The organism is Dickeya sp. Secpp 1600, assembly GCF_003049805.1.
Lineage (GTDB): Bacteria > Pseudomonadota > Gammaproteobacteria > Enterobacterales > Enterobacteriaceae > Dickeya > Dickeya fangzhongdai.
This window is the reverse complement of sequence record NZ_CP023484.1, coordinates 4,657,619-4,680,337: the sequence shown is the minus strand read 5'-3', so window position 1 is coordinate 4,680,337 and position 22,719 is coordinate 4,657,619. Positions and strand designations below refer to the sequence as shown.

Genomic DNA, 22,719 nt, shown 5'->3' with positions numbered 1-22,719 from the left:
TTTTCCATCACTGATAGAGGAGAGAGGCACGATGTCACCATCATTCAATCCTTCCCGGTTCGCCGCCGCCCTGCAGCGTCAGTTGCAGGCGTGCGCTCAACCGTCCTTGCAGGCGCTGTCGTTGCGTCAGTGCTGGCAACTGGTGAGCGCCGCGCTGACGGAGCAACTGGATGTGTTGACGTCTGCCGACCAGTTCCCGCCCGACGCCGCGTCTGCGGCGGCGCGGCATGTCAATTACCTGTCGATGGAGTTCCTGCCCGGCCGCCTGACCGGCAACAACCTGCTCAATCTGGGTTGGTATGACGCGGTGGCGGAGGTGCTGGCGCAACAGGGGCTGGCGCTGAGCGACGTGCTGGAGCAGGAAACCGACCCGGCGCTCGGCAACGGCGGGCTGGGACGGCTGGCGTCCTGTTATCTGGACGCGATGGCGACGGTCGGCCAGCCGGCGACAGGCTATGGTCTGCATTATCAGTACGGCTTGTTCCGCCAGCATTTTGACGCCTGCTTTCAGCGGGAAACGCCGGACGACTGGCTGCGCGACAGCTACCCCTGGGCGCGTCCGCGTCCGGAGCTGGCGGTGGAGGTCGGCTTCGGCGGCGAACTGGCGATACAGGCGGATGGCAGCGAGCGTTGGATACCGGAGCAGGTTATCGTCGGCGAGGCCACCGATATCCCGGTTATCGGCTATCGCAACGGCAGGGTACAACCGCTGCGGCTGTGGCAGGCCACGCACAGCGACCCGTTTGATCTTGAGCAGTTCAACGCCGGTCATTACCTGAAAGCCGAGCAGCAGGGCATCGCCGCCGCCAGTCTGACCAAGGTGCTTTACCCGAACGATAATCACACGGCAGGTAAAAAACTGCGCCTGATGCAGCAGTATTTTCAGTGCGCCTGCGCCGTGGCGGACATCTTCCGGCGGCATGAGCGCGCAGGAAGGTCTCTGGAGACGTTGCCCGACTATGAAGTGGTGCAGTTGAACGATACCCATCCGACGCTGGCGATCCCCGAAACCCTGCGTCTGTTGCTGGACGAGCACGAAATGCCGTGGGAACAGGCCTGGCAGCTTACCGGGCGCCTGTTTGCCTACACCAATCATACCCTGATGCCGGAGGCGCTGGAGTGCTGGGACGAACGGCTGTTCGGCCGGCTGCTGCCGCGTCATCTGTCGATTATCAAAACGATTAATGAGCGCCTGCGCCAGCAGGTGGACGCGAGCTGGCCGGGCGATCGGCACGTCTGGGCGCGGCTGGCGGTGGTACATCGCCGTCAGGTGAGAATGGCGAACCTGTGCGTGGTGGCCTGCTTTGCGGTCAATGGGGTGGCGCAGATGCACTCTGATCTGGTGGTGCGCGACCTGTTTCCGGAATATCACCAGCTGTGGCCGACGAAGTTTCACAATGTCACCAACGGCATTACGCCGCGCCGCTGGCTGAAACAGTGCAACCCGGCGCTCTCTTCGCTGATCGACGATACCCTGCGCACCGAATGGGGCAACCGGCTGACGCTGCTGGACGGGCTGGCGCCCTATGCGCAGGACAGCGCGTTCCGGGCGCGCTACCGGCGCATCAAGCAGGACAATAAAACGCAACTGACGCAATTTTTGCAGCGCGAATACGGCATCCGTATCGATCCGGCCTCGTTGTTTGATGTGCAAATCAAACGGTTGCATGAATACAAACGGCAGCATCTGAATCTGCTGCACATTTTATCGCTATATAAGCGATTGCTTGCCGACCCCGGATTGGATATCGTGCCGCGCCTTTTTCTGTTTGGCGCCAAGGCTGCGCCGGGGTACGTGCTGGCAAAAAACATTATTTACGCCATCAACTGCGTGGCGGAGCACATTAACCGGGACAAGCGGGTGAATGATCGCCTGAAAGTGGTCTTTTTGCCGGATTACCGTGTTTCGCTGGCGGAGCGGATTATTCCGGCCGCCGACGTATCGGAGCAGATTTCCACGGCGGGCAAGGAGGCGTCCGGCACCGGCAACATGAAGCTGGCGCTGAACGGCGCGCTGACGGTGGGCACCCTGGACGGCGCCAATGTGGAGATGGCGCAGGAAGTGGGCGCGGAGAATCTATTCATCTTTGGGCATACCGTCGAACAAGTGAAAGCGCTGACCGCCGACGGCTATAAACCCGCTCGCTACATTGCCGCGAATCCATTGCTCAAGGAAATCCTCGCCGAACTGGCCGATGGAACGTTCAGTCACGGGGATAAAACGGCGTTCGCCCCTCTGCTGGATAGCCTGCTGAAACTGGGGGACCCCTATCTGGTGCTGGCCGATTTCGCACCTTACTGCCAGATCCAACAGCGTGTGGATGAGCTGTATCGTGAACCTGATGAATGGACGCGTCGCTGCATTCTGAATACCGCCCGCATGGGGATGTTCAGTGCCGATCGGGCAATTCATGATTATCAGAAACGCATCTGGACGATGCGTGATTAAGGAATCAATACCATGGCGTTGAAAGCAAAAAAATCTGTACCCCAACATCCGGGGATCGCTGATACCTATAAAGATGCTTACGGTAATGAACAGGCGATAGACCAGGAAACCCGCGAGAAACTGTTGCAACTGCTTGATGTGGCGGCTCCGACGGTAGCGCCGTTGCCTTCGGTGTGCGTGTTCCGTCAGGGGCAACCGCATAGGTTGCCGCTGCGCGATGAAGGCGAGTATGGCTGGACGCTCACCTATGAGAAAGGCGGCATTATCGAAGGGCGTTCGGCCGGGCAGGCGGCGCTGGCGTTGCCGGACAACCTGCCGCTCGGCTACCACCAACTTATTCTGACGCAGGGCGAACAGCAGTGGTCATGCCGGGTGATTGTGGCGCCGGCGCGGTGTTACGAGCCGGAACCGCTGACGCAGGGAAAACGCTGGTGGGGCGTCACGGTGCAGCTTTATACCCTGCGTTCGTCGGATAACTGGGGGATCGGCGATTTCGGCGACCTGAAAACGCTGGTGGAGCAGGTAGCGCGCCGGGGCGGCGCCTTTGTCGGCCTTAATCCATTGCACGCGCTTTATCCGGCCGAGCCGGAAGCCGCCAGCCCGTACAGCCCGTCATCGCGCAACTGGCTGAATATTATCTATATCGATGTGAATCAGGTGGATGATTTTCATCAGAGCGACGCCGCCTGCGAGTGGTGGAAGCAGGACGACGTTCAGCGACGGCTGACAGCCGCCCGCGCCAGCCGATGGGTGGATTACGCCGCGGTCACCAGCCTGAAACTGACGGCGCTGCGGTTGGCGTTTAATCATTTTAATCGCCGCAACGCGCTGGACCCGCGCAAAACCGCCTTCCAGCAATTTCTGAAAACCCACGATGAAAGCCTGTTGCAGCAGGCGACTTACGACGCGTTGCAGGCGTGGCGGAAGAAGCAGGGCGAGCCGGCCGCCGATTGGTTGCAGTGGCCGCGGGAATACCACGACGCGCGTAGCGACGCCTCGCTGCGATTCCGGCAGGAACACGCCGATGATGTGCAGTTTTATTGCTGGCTGCAGTGGCTGGCGCATGAACAGCTGGCGACCTGTTTTTCCCACAGCAAACAACTGGGCATGCCGATCGGTCTGTATCGCGATCTGGCGGTAGGGGTGGCGCAGGGCGGCGTGGATACCTGGGGCGATCAGCAATTGCACTGCATGTCGGTGACGCTAGGCGCGCCGCCGGACCCGCTGGGGCCGGGCGGACAGAACTGGAACCTGACGCCGATGCACCCGATCCTGCTGCGCCAGCGCGACTATCAGCCGTTTATCGATTTGCTGCGCAGCAATATGGCGCACAGTGGCGCGCTGCGTATCGACCATGTGATGGGGCTGCTGCGGCTGTGGTGGATTCTGAGCGGTAGCACCGCTACCCACGGCGCTTATGTGCTTTATCCGGTGGATGACCTGCTGGGGATCCTGGCGCTGGAAAGCCATCGCCATCGCTGCCTGGTGATCGGCGAGGATCTGGGGACGGTGCCGGAAGAGATCGTCAACAAACTGCGCGACAACAGCGTCTACTCCTATAAGGTGCTGTTTTTTGAAAAGGATCAGCACGATCGTTTTCGCGCGCCGGACGAGTATCCGCCCCGCTCAATGGCTACCATCACCACCCATGACCTGGCGACGTTACGTGGCTACTGGCAGGGCGTCGATCTGACGCTGGGCAAGGATCTCGGGTTGTATCCCACCGACGCATTGCTGCAACAGCAGCACGACGCGCGGGAAAGCGCCAAGCAGGGGCTGCTTGACGCCCTGCATGAGCAGGGACTGCTGCCGCAGCGGGTTGGGCGCAATGCATCGCTCACGACCATGAGCGCCCAGCTTAACCGCGGAGTGCAGCGTTATCTGGCCGACAGCGCCAGCGCGCTGCTGGGATTGCAGCTTGAAGACTGGCTGGACATGGCGACGCCGGTGAATGTGCCGGGCACCCATCAGGAATACCCCAACTGGCGGCGCAAGCTGAGCCGTTCGCTGGATTCCATTTTTACCGACCGCTATCTGGAACGGTTGATTCGGGATATCGATTTGCGTCGTGGCGGGCCGGTACCGTCGCGGACCAGAAAGACGGCGAAACCGGCAGATAACGACAAGCCGGAAGAGACAAAAAAGGAAGAGACAAAAAAGAAAGTAACGAAAAAAGCCTGAGTGGCGAGTAAACGGCATCGGGAAAAACGACGGGCGACCAGATGACTGGCCGCCCGTGATAATCAAAACCGGCTCGATGGGGCCGATCGTCAGCATCGTATCCGATCAGCACTACGTCGTATCATGGCATCTGATTGGAATGACCATCCCATCAGAGCGACATCCTGTCAGAACGGCATTCTATCAATAGTAGGAGTGTTCGCCGCGCTGATGCTCGGTGAGGTCACGCACCCCTTTCAGTTCCGGGAATTTCTGCAACAGCTCTTTTTCGATGCCTTCCTTCAGGGTGTAATCCACCATGGAACAGCCGTTGCAGCCGCCGCCGAACTGCAGAATGGCGTAACCTTCCTCAGTGATTTCCATCAGCGTGACGCGGCCGCCATGACCGGCCAGCTGCGGGTTGATCTGGGATTGCAGCACATACTCCACACGCTCCATCAGCGGAGCGTCGTCGCCGACTTTGCGCATCTTGGCGTTCGGCGCTTTTAACGTCAGCTGGGAGCCTAACTGGTCGGTCACGAAGTCGATTTCGGCGTCTTCCAGATACGGCGTGCTGAGTTCATCCACGTAGGCGGACAGTTTCTCGAACTTCAGCTCGGTATCGTTCGGCTCGACGGCATCGGGCGGGCAGTAGGACACCCCGCACTCGGCGTTAGGGGTACCGGGATTGATGACGAAGACACGGATCTGGGTGCCTTCCTCCTGTTTTGCCAGCAGCTTGGCAAAGTGCTCCTGAGCAGCGTCGGTAATACGAATCATAATGTTAACTCAATAGTTGACTACGCCAGTTGGTTATAATACGCCCATCCCGGCGGTTACGACAAGGTGCGGCATAGACACCACACCTGAACCTGCCGCGCGCCGGCATTGCATAATACCCGGCTGACTTCCGCCGCGGTGCTGCCGGTGGTCACCACATCGTCCAGCAACACTAACCGTTTGCCGTCGACGTCATGCCGACACTCGAACGCGCCGCGCAGGTTGCGGCGACGGGAACGCGCGCCCAACGTCTGCTGAGGAACGGTAGAACGCACGCGGACCAGCGCGGCGGGGTGATACGCGCAGCCCAACCAGCGCGCCAGCAGGCGCGCGAGCAGGTCGGTCTGGTTGAAGCCGCGCCGCCAGTGACGCCGTCGGTGCAGAGGAACGGTAACGATGGCGTCAGGCCGCGGATACGCGGCGGGCAGGCTCCGGGCGGTATCCCGGCGGCGCGCCAGCCATTGCAGCAGCATCAACCGCGCCAACGCCGGCGCCAGCTCGGTGCGCCCCTGAAATTTGACGCGTTTGAGCAGCGTGCTCAGCGGCGGCCGATAATCGCTGACAAACAGCAACGACTGCCACGGCGGCGGCTGTTGCAGGCACCGTCCGCACGGCAGGACGTCGGACGCCGAAGGCAGGCCGCAGCGCGGACAGCTGGTGACCGGCAGCGGCAGGTGACGGCGGCAGTGACTGCAAATCCCGTGATGACTATGATAGAGCGGCTGCTGGCAGAGCCAGCACTGTGCCATGATCGTCAACATCGCATTTCCCTGAGTAATCAGGCATGCCGGGCGGCGTGGCCTGAACCATTCCATTTCTGACGGAGGACAACATAACTCATGGAAGCACTGCACTGGCAAACGGAAGGGGAAGGAACATGCGAACTTGTGATGCTGCATGGCTGGGGAATGAATTCGCAGGTATGGAACAACATCGTCGTGCGACTGGCCCCGCATTTCAGGCTGCATCGGGTGGACCTGCCGGGTTATGGTCAGAGTCAGGGATTTGGGGTGATGTCGCTTGCCGACATGGCGCAGCAGGTGTTGGCGCAGGCGCCGCAGCGGGCGGTGTGGCTGGGCTGGTCGCTGGGCGGGCTGGTGGCCAGTCAGGCGGCGCTGAGCGCGCCGGAACGGGTCAATGCGCTGATTACGCTGGCGTCGTCCCCGTGCTTTGAAGCGCGCGACGACTGGCCGGGCATCCGTCCGCAGGTGCTGTCCGGTTTCCAGCAAATGCTGAGCGAAGATTTCCTCGGCACCATCGAGCGCTTTCTGGCGTTGCAGACGCTGGGTACCGAAAACGCCAGAAAAGACGCCCGCTTGTTGAAAGTGGCGCTGTCCGGTCAACCGGCGCCGACTACCGAAGTGCTGAACGCCGGGTTGGATATCTTGCGCCACGCCGATCTGCGTGAACCGCTGAGTGCGCTGACCGTACCGTTCCTGCGTCTGTACGGCGCGTTGGACGGGCTGGTGCCGCGCAAAGTCGCCGCGCTGATGGACGAACGGTACCCGCACTCCACTTCCGTGGTAATACCGAAAGCCGCCCACGCGCCGTTTATTTCCCACCCGGAAGCGTTTGTGGAGCATGTGGTGGGGTTTGTGGGGGAAAATCTATAGGTGCAGTAGATTAATGGGAATGGTTTATCGAAATACGAAGATTGTGATACAAGGATCTCTGCGATTCGTTGCTGTATTTAAATCAGTTAGATTATGTTTGTAATGCCAGTTTTAAAAGAAATTACTACACGTGGATGATTGAATAGAAAAAGGATGTAAAAATGTCATATATTATTTACCTAACGCTGGAAGGCGACCAGCAGGGATTAATTTCCTCTGGTTGTTCTACTATAGATTCTATCGGTAACCGTTATCAGTCTGGGCATGAAGATCAGATACAGGTATTAGGATTGAACCATACGATAACACGAGATGATAATGTGGCTCATCATCCGATACAATTAGTAAAGCCTATCGATAAATCTTCTCCATTACTAGGCGTATCTATTACCTCAAATGAAAAGTTGACGGCGAATTTTTTCTTCTATAGAACGAATTCAGCTGGGAAGTTGGAGGTTTTTTATGAATTAACATTGGCTGATGCCAGAGTAGTATCGGTATCTTCATCATATCCACACTCTATAAATAATATAGAATCAATCCCTTATGAAGAGATTATGCTTAAATATAAAAGCATATCTTGGTCGCATAAATCTGCCGGTACTTCTGGTTATAGTATCTGGCATGATGGGATTAACGAATAGATTAATTATTGTTTCAATAATCTCCGAAGTATATACCCTGAATTAAAGCTCGAAGTGTGACGGGTATCGTATGTACTTCGGAGGTTAATCGTAAAGCCAATGCCCTAACCTTGCTGATTCTATAAGCATTGCTACAGATAATGCTTTTAATTCTGGTTTTTCAGTCTTTTTAAATGGGTTTAGAAGAGAAAATAAACTATGGTCTGAATAATCGTAATAATAATTATCTATATTAAAGTTACCTGGGGTGACTTCGAATTCTTTAAAAAATTCAGACATCAATGCTTGTATCTCATCATCATCAAAATCAAACTCTGAGTTTATTAGCGTCTCTTCTGTTACTTTCTTTTGATATGGTGTTATTGAAACACCAGCGTGTCTCTTTACTAGGTCTATTATTTTCTTTTTATTAATTTCCATATAATTTATCCTCGCCTCTGGCTATCTGATTGTAGTGTCGTACAGCATTATAGGATATGGTGCTTACATCGCAAATTAATATGGCCCAACCTAAAACAGGTATTGTCCTGCCAACAAATGTTCCTAGGTTCCTGACAAACCTTATCTTTAATCCCTGAATTGGGCCGCCAATAATCGTTGGTAATGATATTCCAAGCGGGATTTTTGTCTTTTTGAATATTCGCCTTGAGTATATGCTAGATAATGATGTCCCTTTTATTGCACCGGACGGTTTTCTTCTTGTGTCTTGATCGTTTCTCCCTAAAAGAATCATACTCATCGCGAGGGCATCGTCAATGCCAAAGTGTTTCATAGTTTCATCAACCATAATCCAGAAGAATAATTCTCCTGCGCTTAAATTTATCATCCCATTGTAAAAATATGTTCCACCTACTTCTTCCACTGTATCCATGTGTAATTCCCTTTTGAGGCGTTTGAAGTGATTTTTATATAGTTAATCTCGATGAAGACTGTTGTATTTTAGCATATGCACATCATTCAGGCATGACACGCCAGTCACTGCTTCTAAATACAGGGTTCAGGCCTGATTGCCTGAACCCTGGCAGAGAGATCACCGTTTCTTAAACGCCGCCGCCAGCGCGTCGCTCATGGCGCTATTGCCTGCCGGCGTGCTGCTCTGGCGCGGGCGGGCCTTGTTCCCTGCTTGCGATGGGCGCGACGCATTATTGCCGTTGTCGCGTCCGCTACCGCCGCGGCGGCTGTTGCCCTCGCCCGGCTGTTCGTCCAGCCGCATGGTCAGCGCGATGCGCTTGCGTTGCAGGTCTACTTCCAGCACCTTCACCTTGACGATGTCGCCGGCTTTCACTACCTGATGCGGGTCTTCTACGAAGCGATCCGACAGTGAGGAGATGTGCACCAGCCCGTCCTGATGTACGCCGATATCCACAAACGCGCCGAAGTTGGTGACGTTGGTGACGGCGCCTTCCAGAATCATGCCCGGCATCAGGTCGTTGAGGGTTTCCACCCCGTCGGCGAAGCTGGCGGTCTTGAATTCAGGCCGCGGGTCGCGCCCCGGTTTTTCCAGCTCTTTGATGATGTCGGTGACGGTAGGCACCCCGAAGCGATCGTCGGTAAAGCTGACCGGTTTCAGGGTGCGCAGCGCGCTGGAATTGCCCATCAGGTCCTGCAGTTTCTGCTCGGTGGCGGCCAGAATGCGCTCCACCACCGGGTAGGCTTCCGGGTGGACGGTGGAGGCGTCAAGCGGGTTGTCGCCGTGGTTGATACGCAGGAAGCCGGCGCACTGCTCAAAGGCTTTCGGACCAAGGCGGCTGACTTTCAGCAGTTGGTCGCGATTGTTGAAGCGCCCGTTTTCGTCGCGCCAGCTGACGATGTTTTGCGCCATCAGCCGGGTGAGGCCGGCCACGCGGGTCAACAGTGCTACCGACGCGGTGTTGAGGTCGACGCCGACGGCGTTCACGCAGTCTTCCACCACCGCGTCCAGTTTCTTCGCCAGTTGAGTCTGGCTGACGTCATGCTGGTACTGGCCGACGCCGATGGATTTGGGGTCGATCTTGACCAGCTCGGACAGCGGGTCCTGCAGGCGGCGGGCGATGGACACCGCGCCGCGCAGCGACACGTCCAGATCCGGGAATTCCAGCGCCGCCAGTTCGGAGGCGGAATACACCGACGCGCCCGCTTCGCTGACGATCACCTTCTGGGCTTTTACGTCTGGGAACTGTTTCTGGGTATCGAGGAAGAAACGCTCGGTTTCACGCGAGGCGGTGCCGTTGCCGATGGCAACCAGCTCCACCTGATGCTTGATGCACAGCGCTGCTACCACGGTAGCGGCTTTGGCGGTCTGACCGGTGTGCGGATAGATGGTGTCGGTCGCCACCAGTTTGCCGGTGGCGTCCACCACCGCCACTTTCACGCCGGTACGCAGGCCCGGGTCCAGCCCCATCGTCGCGCGCATGCCGGCGGGCGCCGCCATCAGCAGGTCGTGCAGGTTGCGGGCAAACACGTTGATGGCTTCATCTTCGGCTTTTTCACGCACGCTGCCCATCAGCTCGGTTTCCAGATGCAGCAGCACTTTGATGCGCCAGGTCCAGTTCACCACCGCGCGCCGCCAGCTGTCCGCCGGCGCGTTGCCGAGACGCAATCCCAGATGGTCGACGATGATTTGCTCGCAGTGGCTCTCTTTCGGCGGTTCGTCAAACTGCGGATCGGCGTTAAGCGACAGTTGCAATACGCCTTCGTTACGGCCGCGGAACATTGCCAGCGCCCGGTGCGACGGCACCTGCGACAGCGGTTCGTGATGGTCGAAGTAGTCGCGGAATTTCGCGCCGTCTTCCTCTTTGCCTTCCACCACGCGGGACACCAGATGGGCGTTTTTCCACAGGTAATCACGCACCTTAGCCAGCAGCGCAGCGTCTTCGGCGAAACGCTCCATCAGAATATAGCGCGCGCCGTCCAGCGCGGCCTTGACGTCGGCCACGCCGTTATCGGCATTGACGTAAGCGTCGGCCACGTGTTCCGGCGTCTGGCTCGGGTCGTTCCACAGGCTGTCCGCCAGCGGTTCCAGCCCGGCTTCGATGGCGATTTGCCCGCGCGTGCGGCGTTTGGGCTTGTAAGGCAGGTAGAGGTCTTCCAGCTCGGTCTTGCTGAGCGTGGTGTTGATCGACGCCGCCAGCGCGTCGGTCAGCTTGCCCTGTTCCTCAATGGATTTGAGGATGGTCTGGCGGCGTTCTTCCAGCTCGCGCAGGTAAGACAGACGGCTTTCCAACTGGCGCAACTGGGTATCATCCAGCCCGCCGGTGACTTCTTTACGGTAACGGGCGATAAAAGGCACCGTGTTGCCTTCATCCAGCAGTTGAATGGCCGCACTGACCTGTTCGGTTCGTGCCTGCAGTTCGCTGGCAATAATCTGGCTTAATGCATTCGTCATAGTGTTATCAGCAAGATAGTTTTATTAGCGAGATAATGAACGTTGAAAGGATAAATGACTGGGGGACAGTTATACGGATTGACGGCGCAAAATGCCAGTCAGACAAACGGAGGGTTTGCAGCGGCCCGGCCGGCGCCGGTACCGCCAGAGTATTACGCCTCGTTGCAGAACGGCGCGATGTAGCGCTGATGACGAGAGGCTTTCAACTGCTGTAAATCCACCAGCACCAGACCATCAACGCAGTTGTTGAAGTCCGGGTCGACGCCAAAGTCGATAAACTGCACGCCGCCCGGCTCGCACAGCTCCGAGTACTGCTTATACAGCGTGGGAATGGAGCATCCCATGTTGCTGAGCATACTTTTGAGGCGCGTCAAATCCTGTTGATAGTCGTCGCCTTCGAATTGCCTGAGCACTTCCGGCAGCGAGGCCGGGTAGGGCCGACGCGAACGGGCCAGCGCCTGGCTGGGTGCGAAGTGCAACCGGTAGAACGCAATCAGCAGATCGCGCGCCGGCGAAGGCAAGGAACCGGACAAGGAAACCGGGCCGAACAGATAGCGGTACTCCGGGTAGCGCGCCAGATACGCGCCGATGCCCAGCCACAGGTAGTCCAGGCCGCGCTTGCCCCAGTATTTGGGCTGAATAAAGCTGCGGCCCAGCTCAATTCCGCTGGCCAGCACCGGGGCCATCTCTTCGCCGTACTGAAACAGGCTATGACTGTACAGACCGCTGATGTCTTTTTCCGCCAGCAGGCGCGCCGTCGGCGCAAACCGATAGGCGCCGACGATTTCCAGTTCGCGGTCGTCCCATAACACCAGATGCAGGTAATCGTCGTCGAAGCTGTCGAGATCGCGACGTTTGCCGGAGCCTTCGCCGACGGCGCGAAAGGCGATTTCGCGCAGACGTCCCAACTCACGCAAGATAGGAACGTAATCTTCGCTGCCGCGACGATAGAGGTAGATTTTTTTGCCGTCCGGCGTGGTGCCGAGTGCTTCGCAGGTTTCCAGCGCCCGTTTCAGCAGCGTGCGCTCTTCCGGCAGCGCAATCGGCTTGTCGCCGTTAAAACAGCCGGGTTTGCCTTGCCCCAGGCGGTAGACATGGCGGCGGAAGCGGGCGGCCAGATCGTTGGGCTGCCATTCGCCCTGGCTCCAGGTCGAGTAAGGGATCTGCGCGCCGATGCGAAAGCGCAGCCGGTTGCCGTGCTGGCGGAACATTTCCCGCACCAGCAACAGGGTGGACAGCGGGCGATAAATCAGCGACGACAGGTAGAACAGATTGCTGTTACGTCCGCTGATGTGAATCGGCACAATCGGCGCGCGCGCTTTGGCCGCCATGCGGATAAAGCCGTTATGCCAGTGGCCGTCCCGGATGCCTTTCAGGCTCATGCGGGAGACTTCGCCGGCGGGGAACATGATGATCGCGCCATCGCCGGCCAGATGTTCCTGAATGGCGGCGAGCTGATGACGCCGGGTGCGGTTGCTAAAGTTATCCACCGAAAAAAACAGGTTTTTCAGGGGCTCGATATAGGAAAGTAATTGGCTGGCGACGATACGCACATCCGGACGCACGCTGGCGACGGTACGTAGCAACGCCAGGCCGTCCAGCGAACCGATCGGGTGGTTGGCGACCAGTACCACCGGTCCATGACTGGGGATGTTTTCCAGATCGCCTTCCACCATTTCACAATTAAGGCTGAAGTAATCCAGAACCTGTTCCACCAAATCCAGTCCTTTGAGGTGGGGGTAACGCTGGGCAAATTGCTGGAATTCATTCTCGAACAACAGACTACGCAGCAGTGAACGCTGCCAGGTCGGAGTGGAACGATGCGGAGCAAGCTCTTGTAATAGGTTATCCAGGCTAAACATAAACGGCCCTCCATAATCACCGATGCCACGGTAAGGGAGGGAAATGACATCTTTATGTCAAAGTGAGAACAAATATGTGAAGGTAAGAACCTATATGTCAAAAAAAGAATAAGAATGACTAATAGCAATGTATTTTGATATTTGGACGCCGGCATGGCGAACACGGCGAGCGTGATCGGCAAAACGCCCGCCGGTATGACGGGGCTTGAGCCGGTCAATCGATAGGGTTGCGATAGTCGATTTTATTGACGTACCAGACCCTTGGGCCGGTTGGCGTATTAACCACCGCTTCTTCATCCACCGCTTTTTTCAGCAGCGCGCGCGCCATTGGGGCGTCGATTGAGATGTAATCCTTGCGGCCGTAAATTTCATCCGGCCCGACGATCCGAAAGCGTTTCACGTCGCCGTCTTCGTTTTCCACCTCGACCCAGGCACCGAAAAACACCTTGCCGTCTTGCTGGGGGGAGTAATCCACCACGCGCACTACCTGCAGGCGTTTGCGCAGATAGCGCACCCGGCGGTCGATTTCGCGCAACAGGCGTTTGTTGTAGAGGTAATCGGCGTTTTCGCTGCGATCGCCCAGACTGGCGGCCCAGGCTACCTTCTCCGTGATTTCCGGGCGGCGTTCCTTCCACAGATAGTTGAGTTCCTGATGCAGGGCTTCATAGCCTTCGCGCGTGATCAGATCGGTTTTCATACGCTTTTCTGAAATGTGAGGATCATAAAATCGTTATAATCGTTGGCTGTGAGATAACATAGCGGATAAATCGTCATTTGTGGCGTGATTTGCAGTGCCCGGTGATGGGAACGGCTTGATTACAACGTATTTTTATATCCTTTGTAACAATTTTGCCTAGAATATATACCAGAAACGACTGTCAGTTCATTGCCGGTTTCTGAACAATATCAGATTGTGTTTCGTAATAAAGCCAAGCGCTGGCGGCTATCACGTCTTTGGAGAAGAGAGATGCAAGAGAATTATAAAATTCTGGTTGTGGATGACGATATGCGCCTGCGTGCGTTGCTGGAACGCTATCTGACCGAACAGGGTTTTCAGGTCCGTAGCGTCGCTAACGCCGAACAGATGGATCGCCTGCTAACGCGCGAGTCCTTCCATCTGATGGTGCTGGACCTGATGTTGCCGGGGGAAGATGGCCTGTCCATCTGTCGCCGTCTGCGCAGCCAAAGTAACCCGATGCCGATCATTATGGTGACGGCGAAAGGCGAAGAAGTGGACAGGATCGTGGGTCTGGAAATCGGTGCGGACGACTACATTCCTAAACCGTTTAACCCGCGCGAACTGCTGGCTCGTATCCGTGCGGTTCTGCGCCGTCAGGCCAACGAACTGCCGGGCGCGCCGTCGCAGGAAGAAGCGATTATCGCGTTCGGCAAGTTCAAACTGAATCTGGGCACCCGCGAAATGTTCCGCGACGACGAGCCGATGCCGCTGACCAGCGGCGAGTTCGCCGTACTCAAGGCGCTGGTCAGCCATCCGCGCGAGCCGCTGTCCCGCGACAAACTGATGAACCTGGCCCGCGGCCGTGAGTACAGCGCGATGGAACGTTCGATTGATGTGCAGATTTCCCGTCTGCGCCGCATGGTAGAGGAAGACCCGGCACACCCGCGTTATATCCAGACCGTGTGGGGACTGGGCTACGTGTTTGTGCCGGACGGCAGTAAAGCATGATTCGATGGCGCTTCTCTCCGCGCAGCGCCTTCGCCCGTACGCTGTTGCTGATTGTTACTCTGCTGTTCGTCAGTCTTGTCACCACCTATCTGGTGGTGCTTAACTTCGCGATTCTGCCCAGTCTGCAGCAGTTCAACAAGGTTCTGGCCTACGAGGTCAGAATGTTGATGACCGACAAGCTGCAACTGGAAGACGGTTCCACGCTGGACGTGCCCCCCGCGTTCCGGCGTGAGATTTACCGCGAACTGGGCATCTCGCTCTACACCAACGCCGCGGCGGAGGAGAGCGGGCTGCGCTGGGCGCAACACTACAAGTTTCTGAGTCAGCAGATGGCGCAGCAACTGGGCGGGCCGACCGAAGTGCGGGTGGAAGTGAGCAAGAATACCCCGGTGGTGTGGCTGAAAACCTGGTTGTCGCCGGATATCTGGGTGCGGGTGCCGCTGACGGAAATCCATCAGGGCGACTTCTCGCCGCTGTTCCGTTATACCCTGGCGATTATGCTGCTGGTGATCGGCGGCGCCTGGCTATTTATCCGGGTGCAGAACCGACCGCTGGTGGAGCTGGAGCACGCCGCCATTCAGGTGGGGAAAGGCATTATTCCACCGCCGTTGCGCGAGTACGGCGCGTCGGAAGTACGTTCGGTGACGCGCGCTTTCAATCAGATGGCGTCCGGGGTCAAGCTGCTGGCGGATGACCGCACGCTGCTGATGGCCGGCGTCAGCCACGACCTGCGCACGCCGCTGACCCGTATTCGTCTGGCGACGGAGATGATGGGTCAGGAAGATGAATACCTGGCGGAGTCGATTAATAAGGATATCGAAGAGTGCAACGCCATCATTGAGCAGTTCATCGACTATCTGCGCACCGGTCAGGAAATGCAGATGGAAGTGGCCGACCTCAACGCGATTCTGGGGGAGGTGGTGGCGTCGGAAAGCGGTTACGAGCGCGAGATCGACAGCGAACTTGCTCAGGGCGAGTTGCAAATGAAGGTCAGCCCGTTATCCATCAAGCGGGCGGTGGCGAATCTGGTGGTGAACGCGGCCCGTTACGGTAACGGCTGGATTCGCGTCAGCAGCGGCCGAGAGTTGCAGCGCGCCTGGTTCCAGGTGGAGGACGACGGTCCCGGCATCGACCCGTCGCAGCTTGCGCACCTGTTCCAGCCGTTTGTGCGCGGCGATAGCGCCCGCAGCACCAGCGGCACCGGTCTGGGGTTGGCGATTGTGCAGCGTATCATTGATGCGCACAACGGATCGCTGGATGTCGGCGCCAGTGAGCGCGGCGGGCTGCGGGTGAGAGCCTACCTGCCGTTAACCTTCCCGAATCAATCCGGCGGAACGCCGGCGCGTGATGGCAACCGGCGAGCATCGGCCCCTGTAAACGGCAGAAAGAAATAGAAAAAGTGGCGGCGGATGCCGCCAGGAAAACGACGAAAACGGTAAAGAAAAAGGCGCGTTCATCGCGCCTTTTTGCTGTCGGTGGGTTGCCGTCGTTATTGCTTCGGCCCGGCGGAAACCAGCGCCGCACCGGCAGGAGTGTCGGTGTACTTGTCGAAATTGGTGATAAAGCGCTGTGCCAGATCGTGCGCCTTCTCCTCCCACTGCGCCGGGGAGGCGTAGGTGTCGCGCGGATCCAGAATCGCCGGATCGACGCCCGGCAGCGCGGTCGGGATCGACAGATCGAAGATCGGCAACGTCTGGGTTTCGGCGTCGTCGATGCTGCCATTGAGGATCGCGTCGATAATGCCGCGGGTGTCCTTGATGGAGATACGCTTACCGGTGCCGTTCCAGCCGGTGTTCACCAGATAGGCTTTGGCGCCCGCCGCCTGCATGCGTTTTACCAGCACTTCGGCGTACTGCGTCGGGTGCAGCGCCAGGAACGCCGCGCCAAAGCAGGCGGAGAAGGTTGGCGTCGGTTCAGTCACGCCGCGCTCGGTGCCTGCCAGTTTGGCGGTAAAGCCGGACAGGAAGTGGTACTGGGTCTGATCCGCGGTCAGTCGGGAAACCGGCGGCAGCACGCCGAAGGCATCGGCGGTCAGGAAAATCACCTTGGTGGCGTGCCCGGCTTTGGAAACCGGCTTGACGATGTTATCAATGTGATAGATCGGGTAGGACACGCGGGTGTTTTCGGTTTTTGAGCCGTCGCTGAAATCCACGCTGCCATCCGCCAGCACGGTCACGTTTTCCAGCAGCGCGTCGCGGCGGATGGCGTGATAAATATCCGGCTCCGCTGCAGCGGACAGATTGATGGTTTTCGCGTAGCAGCCGCCTTCAAAGTTGAACACGCCGTCGTCGTCCCAGCCGTGTTCGTCATCGCCGATCAACTGCCGTTTCGGGTCGGTGGACAGCGTGGTTTTGCCGGTGCCGGACAGGCCGAAGAACACCGCCACATCACCTTTTTCGCCCACGTTGGCCGAGCAGTGCATGGAGGCGATGCCTTTGAGCGGCAACAGGTAGTTCATGATGGAGAACAGACCTTTCTTCATTTCGCCGCCGTACCAGGTGCCGCCGATGAGCTGGATGCGCTCAGTCAGGTTGAAGGCCACGAAGTTTTCCGAGTTCAGCCCCTGTTCCTGCCACTGCGGGTTGGTGCATTTCGCGCCGTTCATCACGATGAAATCCGGCTCGAAACCCTGCAACTCCTCATCGCTGGGACGGATAAACATGTTTTTCACGAAGTGAGCCTGCCAGGCGACTTCGGTGATGAAACGAACCTTCAGGCGCGTGTCGGCGTTGGCGCCGCAGAAAGCATCAACGACAAACACGCGTTTGCCTGATAACTGGTTGGTGACCAGCTGTTTCAGGTGTTGCCAGGTTTCCTGGCTGAGCGGATGGTTGTCGTTTTTGCCTTTGCCCTGATCGGACCACCAGACGGTGTCGCGGGTCACATCGTCGCGGACGATGTACTTATCCTTCGGGGAACGGCCGGTGAAAATGCCGGTATCAACGGCAACGGCGCCCAGCTGGGTTTCGATACCGCGTTCATAACCTTGTAGGGTAGGGGATGTTTCTTCAGTAAAAAGTAAATCGTAGCTTGGGTTGTAGACAATTTCGCGGACATCATGAATGCCATAAGCCGTCAGTGCTTCTGGCGTAATGCCTTTTATCTGCATGTTGCTACTCCTAGATCGTTATAGTCGTACTGTTAGTAAGTCTAGAAGGTGAGCTTATTTTAACCGCGATAACAATCAAAAAATTAAATAAATTCATTAATAACTTTGCTTATACATGTGAAGAAAAAGTAAGCAAACGGTTGTTGTGTAAGCGAAATGACCGGGTGAGATAACGGGCGGTTTTTTCGTAGTACCGTCGTTGTGAGTGGTACCGTCGTTGTGAGTCGTATTGTTGTTGTGAACGTTGTTGTGAAAGTAGAGAAACGGCCCGCAGGCGGGCCGCTGAAACGGGGAATCAGTGCAGGGTCGGCTCGGCGCCGGGCTGGCGAAGGTCGGCAATATCCTGCGGGCTGAACAGATAATGGCTGCCGCAGTAGTCGCAGTGCATATCGATCTGTCCGTCCTGCGCCAGAATGTCGTTGACCTCGTCCGCCGACAGGGTCATCAGCGCGTCGGCGCAGCGTTCCCGCGAGCAGTGGCATTGGAACGCTACCGGCTGCGGCTCATACAGCGTGACGTTTTCCTGATGATACAGCCGATAAAGCACCTCGTCGGCCGGCAGACCGAACAGTTCCTCGCTCTTGACGGTGGCGGTCAACTGGGCCAGGTGGTCGAAGTCTTCGCGGTTGCCGTGCTGCGCGGGCAGAACCTGCAGCAGCATCCCGGCGGCGCACTGGCGGCCATCGTGTTTGCCGGTGCGGATGAACAGGCGCGTCGGCAACTGCTCGGACTGCTGGAAATAGTTTTCCAGACAGGCGGCCACGTTGTCGCCGTCCAGCCCCACTACGCCCTGATAGCGCTCGCCCTCGGTCGGGGTAATGGTGATCACCAGATAGCCGTTGCCCACCATGTCGTGCAGCGAGCTGTCGGCGGCGATGTCGCCCTGCAGGCGGGCGACGCCGCGCATCTGCTGTTGATGATTGCCGTTGATCACCGCCAGTTTCAGCGGGCCGTCGCCCTGTAACTGCACGGTGATATCGCCGCTGAATTTCAGCGTGGCGGTCAACAGGCTGGTGGCGACCAGCATTTCACCCAGCAGGTTTTTTACCGGCGCAGGGTAGTCGTGATTGGCCAGCATCTGCTGGAAGGTGTCGCTTACTGTTACCAGTTCGCCGCGAACGGCATGATTTTCGAACAGATAACGATGCAATTGGTCATGATTGGCCATAATGTTCTCTCGTGGTGATGACGGCTTGGAGCCTGGCCCACCGGGGCTATTTTACTTGCCATTTTGGCCCTGGACAGTGCTCGAAATCCTCACGTACTAGGTGTACGCTCCGGGTTCTCCGCGCTGTCCGTGTCCAAACTGGCTGCGCCAATAACGCCTGGTGGGCCAGGCTCTTATTCCGCGTCACTGTATTTGAATTTGATTAAATCCCGGCGCTCTTTTTTATCCGGCCGCCGGTCCGGGTGCGGCATCGACAGGGCGTTGAGCTTTCTGGCCTGCGCCAGTTTTTCCCGCTTTTCAATGCTCTGCTGCGTTTCTTCATACAGCGCCTGCGCTTGCGCCGCCGTGCGCCGTTGAGCGCTGATGGCGCGGACAATCACCGTGCGCGCGTCGTTGCCCTGACGCAGCGTGATTTCGGCATCCAGCTCCACCAGCTTGCCGGGTTTGCTGCGCTGGCCGTTATAGTGCACTTTGCCGCCGTCGATCATCTCGCGCGCCAGTGAGCGGGTTTTGTAAAAACGCGCCGCCCACAGCCATTTGTCCAACCGGACCGCATTGTCATCGTCATGCTGGCTGTCTTTGCTCATGAGCACTCCTGATTGCCGACGAAAACCGACTGGTGGATGCCCGGGAGCAACGCCAGATAGTCATTCATCGACGGATGCTGCCGAAAACGGTTTTCCCGCCGGCAGGTCGAGTCAGGATTACTGACGCCCAGACAATAACGGATGCCAAACGTTCTGGCGGCATCCAGTATGGGTTCGCTGTCATCCACAAACAGCGTACGCGCCGGGTTAAACCCGGTTTCCGCCTGAACGGATCGCCATAACCGCTGATCTTCTTTGGGATACCCATAAGTATGGGTGGAAAGTAATAAATCAAGGTGCCGATCGAGCCCGGTGTGGGCTATCTTGACCGACAGGCTGTGCGGATGGGCGTTGGTCAGCAAAATAGTCCGGCGGCCGCTTTCGCGCAGTGCATGCAGAAACGGCGTGGTATCGTCGCGCAGGCGGGCGCGGTGGCCGATATCGCTGGTCATTTGGTAGATATCCAGCCCCAGCCGGTCGCTCCAGTAATCAAAGCAGTACCAGTTCAGGGTATGGCGCACCGCCTGATATTCCGCCGTGATCAATTGTTGAGCCTGATCCAGGCTGATATTGCGCTGGCGGCTCAGGGATTCCGGCACCAGTTGCAGCCAAAAATAGCTGTCAAACGCCAGGTCGAGCAGCGTGCCGTCCATATCCAGCAGGACGGTATCGATCTCATTCCAGTTCAGTTCGGGATTCATGCACACTCCGGGACATACGCCCCGTTTCCGGTTGGGCCGGAGGCGGGGCAGTCGATGTTATCAGCGTAGCATAACCGCTAAACGCGGCCGATCGCACTCGTCGATTGAGGTAACCGGTCGATTATGCCGGTTACCTTATCTGGGAGCGGAGTCTGTTGACCTGGGAGCGAAGTCCATTATCCGTACATGGCGGTGGCGGCGGGCGCTTCCGGCACCAGATGGCGGGCGTAGTATTGCTGGATGTTGGCGATACGCTGCTGACTGCGGCGGCGTTTCACCAGCAGCAACACCAGATTCAGTATCAGAATGACGCTGAAGGCCAGCAACAGCAGGCAGGCGCCCAGCGAACGCCACATGGTGACCGCGTCTGGTTCACTGTGCAGCGAAATATGACGGGTACCGTTGGCATCGATGCTCAGTTGAGTAATCACGCCGTTGGACTCGAACGGCGTGTGCAGCAGCAGGGATGACAGACGTTGCAGCTCCTGCCATTGCTCCTGCGGCGGGAAATCGCGCAGCGGCGTGGCGGGCATCTGATGATTGACGAACTGGCGGCCTTCGTCGCTGCGAATCAGAAAACCGCCCGGCGGCGGACTGTTCAGCGAATTGGACGCCGTGATGATTTCGCGGCTATAGAACTCGTCGGTGGCGTTTTTCACCAGCGAATCCAGCGACTCGGCGCTCACCGGGCGCAGCACCACGCTCATGCCTTTCAACGCGCCGGAACGCGCACGTTTAACCAGCAGATCCCAGTTCTTGGCGTTGCCCAGATTGATTAGCGCGTTTTTGAGCCGGGTGCAATCTTCTTCTTTTTCACACAGCGCATCGGTTTTCAGCACGATATCCGAGAAATTATTCAGCAGAATCATGCCGGATTTCTGAATGGCGTCCGCCAGTTGCGAGCTGACCTGATTGTCGCTGACGGCTGGGTGCAACTGCTCGTTGACCGTCTTTTGCAGCGCGGCGGTTTTCTCGATGGTGTCCGACTCGGGCAATGGCAGAGGCGCGGCCTTGTTCCAGTAAATGGCGGCGCAATCAAATGGCGCAAACGCCGAGGCCCGGGAGGAGGTCGGATTAAGGTTGATCGGCGGCACATAGCACATGCCGCTGCCGCGGATCTGCAATTTGTCGCCGATGTGCAGCGGCATACGCTCCAGTTCTTCTACCTGAGTCACCTTGATGCTGCTTGCGCCCTGCATCCAGGCCAGACTGAGTTTCAACGGCAGATCAAGCGGCACCGAGGTCAACAACAGGATCAGGCTTAACAGCGCGCCAACCGCCAGTACGGCGTTTTTGCCCCATTGCTGTAGCGGGAAGAATTTGACTTCGTTATGTAATGACAGGTAATGACCCTGACGCACGACCTGGCGGGTCAGGTAGATATCCACATCGGTTTTTCTGCCGAGATCGTAGCCGATATAAGGCTGCCAGTGAGGGGGATAGATGAGATCAATATTGCCGAGAGAGACATTGCCGATCTGGCTTTGACTGGCGTCGCTGAACAACCCCATGCATTGTGGCGTGCCGTGCAGGCAATGCACCTCGCGGAGTTCTTTCTGCGAGGGCGGGCGGAACAGCTGCCAGCATCCCCAACCGGCCATGAGGCAGGCGGCGCCGGCCAGCCAGGGCAGCATCGCCAGCGGGCTGGTCAGGCTGAACACCAGCAGCAAAAACGCCAGACTCAGCACCCCGGTTTCGCGCAGGCCGCGTGAGCGGTGCACGGCGTGTTCTTCCAGTGTTTCCCTGCGAATCGCCACCAGTTCGGTGTGCTCATGGACTTCCGGGCGAATCGACGCCTGTTCGCCAGAGATATCGGCGCCGGTGCTGGAATCCATCTCATTGACGAATTCCGTCAGCGAATGACCGTTGAGTGAAACCACCAGCGGAATCGAACGGGTTTTGATCAGCTCGATCTCATTGTTCTGGGTGATGTATTGCTCCCAGCGCGCGGGCAGGTGAATCTCCTGAGTGTCGATATAGTAGCGCCATTTGTTGGGCGCATCGGTACTCAGCCCATAGCGAGTGATGCTATGAGTAATGGGATACACCCGGTTGCCCGGCAGCAGACGAGGCAGACGCGGCGACGCGACCGGAACGGACGACGAAACCGGGCCGTCCAGATGGGACATGGCCAGATAGCGTTCGATGGCAATACGTTCCGACGCCGTCAGTTGACGATGTCCCGACGGTGTAACTGGCAAACGTTTGGCGAATAGAAGACGACGATACATTAGATAGCCAATGATCCCCCCTACCGCAATCAGACAGGCAAACAATACAGCCAATATGATGAGTATTGTGCGCATATTATCTCCAGCCAACAGCGTAAGGTTCCCTCTGTTATTTCCGGATAGTAACAAAACTACACGAACAATGTTAACCCGCGTCGCATGGTTAATGACTGAATTAACCGACTATTAGTTGTTTAACAGCGTATGTTAGCAAGCGGGAGATATTGCTGAAATGAGGAAAGTCTGAATTTTTTCTGATGAGTCATCAATAACCGGCTATGCGCACGCCATGATTTTTGTATAAAAAAAATTAATGTGTACGTGGTGTTGCTGATATGTAAAGTCACCATGATAGAGTTGCAGC

At 57.4% G+C, this 22,719-nt stretch carries 18 protein-coding genes; 6 read left to right on the top strand and 12 right to left on the bottom strand.

Going from position 1 to position 22,719, the window contains the following annotated elements:
* The first annotated feature begins 31 nt into the window (after positions 1-31).
* Positions 32-2,449, top strand: coding sequence for a maltodextrin phosphorylase (gene malP, locus CPA59_RS20895; RefSeq protein ID WP_107760636.1), 2,418 nt, complete (start codon positions 32-34; stop codon positions 2,447-2,449).
* A gap of 12 nt (positions 2,450-2,461) precedes the next feature.
* Positions 2,462-4,630 carry a 4-alpha-glucanotransferase gene (gene malQ / locus CPA59_RS20890; RefSeq protein WP_107760634.1) on the top strand — a complete coding sequence of 723 codons (2,169 nt, stop codon included), beginning with the start codon at positions 2,462-2,464 and terminating at the stop codon, positions 4,628-4,630.
* A gap of 183 nt (positions 4,631-4,813) precedes the next feature.
* Here malQ and nfuA read toward each other — a convergent pair whose 3' ends face one another.
* The gene (gene nfuA / locus CPA59_RS20885) at positions 4,814-5,389 is read right to left on the bottom strand and encodes a Fe-S biogenesis protein NfuA (protein WP_033569397.1); all 576 of its coding nucleotides are present in this window, start codon (positions 5,387-5,389) and stop codon (positions 4,814-4,816) included.
* A gap of 56 nt (positions 5,390-5,445) precedes the next feature.
* Positions 5,446-6,150, bottom strand: coding sequence for a DNA utilization protein GntX (gene gntX / locus CPA59_RS20880; RefSeq protein WP_038920450.1), 705 nt, complete (start codon positions 6,148-6,150; stop codon positions 5,446-5,448).
* Positions 6,151-6,228: 78 nt separating this feature from the next.
* Between gntX and bioH the strand changes: the two genes are divergently transcribed.
* Positions 6,229-7,002: a pimeloyl-ACP methyl ester esterase BioH gene (gene bioH, locus CPA59_RS20875; RefSeq protein WP_107760632.1), complete on the top strand. Its 774-nt coding sequence runs from the start codon at positions 6,229-6,231 to the stop codon at positions 7,000-7,002.
* Positions 7,003-7,163: 161 nt separating this feature from the next.
* On the top strand, positions 7,164-7,646 hold the full coding sequence (locus tag CPA59_RS20870) for an Hcp family type VI secretion system effector (RefSeq protein ID WP_071605242.1): 483 nt from the start codon (positions 7,164-7,166) through the stop codon (positions 7,644-7,646).
* Positions 7,647-7,730: 84 nt separating this feature from the next.
* Here CPA59_RS20870 and CPA59_RS20865 read toward each other — a convergent pair whose 3' ends face one another.
* The 5 genes from CPA59_RS20865 to greB form a co-directional block, all read right to left on the bottom strand.
* A complete protein-coding gene (locus CPA59_RS20865) occupies positions 7,731-8,066 on the bottom strand; it encodes a DUF1493 family protein (protein WP_107760624.1) in 336 nt (111 codons plus the stop codon).
* Positions 8,056-8,517, bottom strand: a complete 462-nt coding sequence (locus tag CPA59_RS20860) for an STM2901 family protein (RefSeq protein WP_038920447.1) — start codon at positions 8,515-8,517, stop codon at positions 8,056-8,058. Before CPA59_RS20860 ends, CPA59_RS20865 begins: the two co-directional genes overlap by 11 nt.
* A gap of 159 nt (positions 8,518-8,676) precedes the next feature.
* Positions 8,677-11,010, bottom strand: a complete 2,334-nt coding sequence (locus tag CPA59_RS20855; protein WP_107760623.1) for a Tex family protein — start codon at positions 11,008-11,010, stop codon at positions 8,677-8,679.
* 152 nt (positions 11,011-11,162) lie between these two features.
* Positions 11,163-12,872, bottom strand: a complete 1,710-nt coding sequence (locus tag CPA59_RS20850) for a lysophospholipid acyltransferase family protein (RefSeq protein WP_038920445.1) — start codon at positions 12,870-12,872, stop codon at positions 11,163-11,165.
* A 214-nt stretch (positions 12,873-13,086) separates the two neighbouring features.
* Positions 13,087-13,569 carry a transcription elongation factor GreB gene (greB, locus tag CPA59_RS20845; protein ID WP_038920444.1) on the bottom strand — a complete coding sequence of 161 codons (483 nt, stop codon included), beginning with the start codon at positions 13,567-13,569 and terminating at the stop codon, positions 13,087-13,089.
* Positions 13,570-13,839: 270 nt separating this feature from the next.
* On the opposite strand from greB, the gene ompR reads away from it, so the two are divergent.
* Both ompR and envZ read left to right on the top strand, forming a co-directional pair.
* Positions 13,840-14,559: a two-component system response regulator OmpR gene (ompR, locus tag CPA59_RS20840; protein WP_005969424.1), complete on the top strand. Its 720-nt coding sequence runs from the start codon at positions 13,840-13,842 to the stop codon at positions 14,557-14,559.
* A complete protein-coding gene (gene envZ, locus CPA59_RS20835; protein WP_107760621.1) occupies positions 14,556-15,953 on the top strand; it encodes a two-component system sensor histidine kinase EnvZ in 1,398 nt (465 codons plus the stop codon). The genes ompR and envZ overlap by 4 nt, the downstream gene beginning before the upstream one ends.
* Before the next feature lie 95 nt (positions 15,954-16,048).
* Here the strand turns inward: envZ and pckA are convergent, their stop codons facing one another.
* The 5 genes from pckA to CPA59_RS20810 form a co-directional block, all read right to left on the bottom strand.
* The gene (gene pckA / locus CPA59_RS20830; protein WP_038664892.1) at positions 16,049-17,668 is read right to left on the bottom strand and encodes a phosphoenolpyruvate carboxykinase (ATP); all 1,620 of its coding nucleotides are present in this window, start codon (positions 17,666-17,668) and stop codon (positions 16,049-16,051) included.
* Between the two features lie 295 nt (positions 17,669-17,963).
* Entirely contained in the window at positions 17,964-18,836 is an 873-nt protein-coding gene (gene hslO / locus CPA59_RS20825; RefSeq protein ID WP_107760620.1) for an Hsp33 family molecular chaperone HslO, read from the bottom strand.
* A gap of 173 nt (positions 18,837-19,009) precedes the next feature.
* Positions 19,010-19,423: a ribosome-associated heat shock protein Hsp15 gene (gene hslR, locus CPA59_RS20820; RefSeq protein ID WP_038920441.1), complete on the bottom strand. Its 414-nt coding sequence runs from the start codon at positions 19,421-19,423 to the stop codon at positions 19,010-19,012.
* Positions 19,420-20,124 (bottom strand): GMP/IMP nucleotidase, encoded by a 705-nt coding sequence (gene yrfG, locus CPA59_RS20815; protein ID WP_107760618.1) that lies wholly within the window; start codon positions 20,122-20,124, stop codon positions 19,420-19,422. The genes hslR and yrfG overlap by 4 nt, the downstream gene beginning before the upstream one ends.
* A 176-nt stretch (positions 20,125-20,300) precedes the next feature.
* The gene (locus tag CPA59_RS20810; protein WP_049854229.1) at positions 20,301-22,430 is read right to left on the bottom strand and encodes an intracellular growth attenuator family protein; all 2,130 of its coding nucleotides are present in this window, start codon (positions 22,428-22,430) and stop codon (positions 20,301-20,303) included.
* Positions 22,431-22,719: the final 289 nt, after the last annotated feature.